1 protein-coding gene is annotated in these 536 nt (G+C 41.2%); it reads right to left on the bottom strand.

Going from position 1 to position 536, the window contains the following annotated elements; genetic code table 11:
* The coding region (locus tag ACQ76X_RS36225) for a Rha family transcriptional regulator (RefSeq protein WP_438498706.1) at nt 1–536 on the bottom strand (536 nt) is incomplete at both ends.

The following is a 536-nucleotide window of genomic DNA, read 5'->3' as shown; positions in this document are numbered from 1 at the left end:
CGCTGGCTTGGTTGATTAGCCATCAAAATGACCCTGCGTCTAATAGCAGCATGCAACATCTTCTGTTCACACGTTATGAGAGTGATCTCTTTGGTTACGTGGTTCAGTTGCTGCTCTACTTCCTTTACGCGTTCCTTCATTTGAGTAAATGCCACTTCACTTATAACCAATGGATTTGATTGTGCCGAAGCAAGCAATCCCTGTAACTGGATTTCCATTTGATTAAAGGCGGCAATATAGTCTTCTTTGAACCTCGCAGCTTCCCTACCCGTAAAACCTGTAATCAGAAATACAAATCCATCACGAGTCACCTTGTAATACGGATTCTTTCTTCCAGATTTGTCCATGTACTCGCTTAGCGCAAAATTGCGTTCAGTAAATTCAGCACTGCATTCGAGCGTTTTAATACTTCTTAAAATATCCGCATGACGCTTACCAAACTTGTCCGCAATACTTCGACTGTCTGTCATGGCTTGTCCATTTTCAACATAGACAAAATTTCTATCTTCTTCTAGGACTGAGGAAGCTTTTCTATT

The organism is Paenibacillus sp. IHBB 3054 (assembly GCF_051594305.1).
GTDB lineage: Bacteria > Bacillota > Bacilli > Paenibacillales > Paenibacillaceae > Paenibacillus_AQ.
The sequence above is the reverse complement of the archived record's forward strand: the minus strand, read 5'-3'. Positions and strand labels throughout refer to the sequence as shown.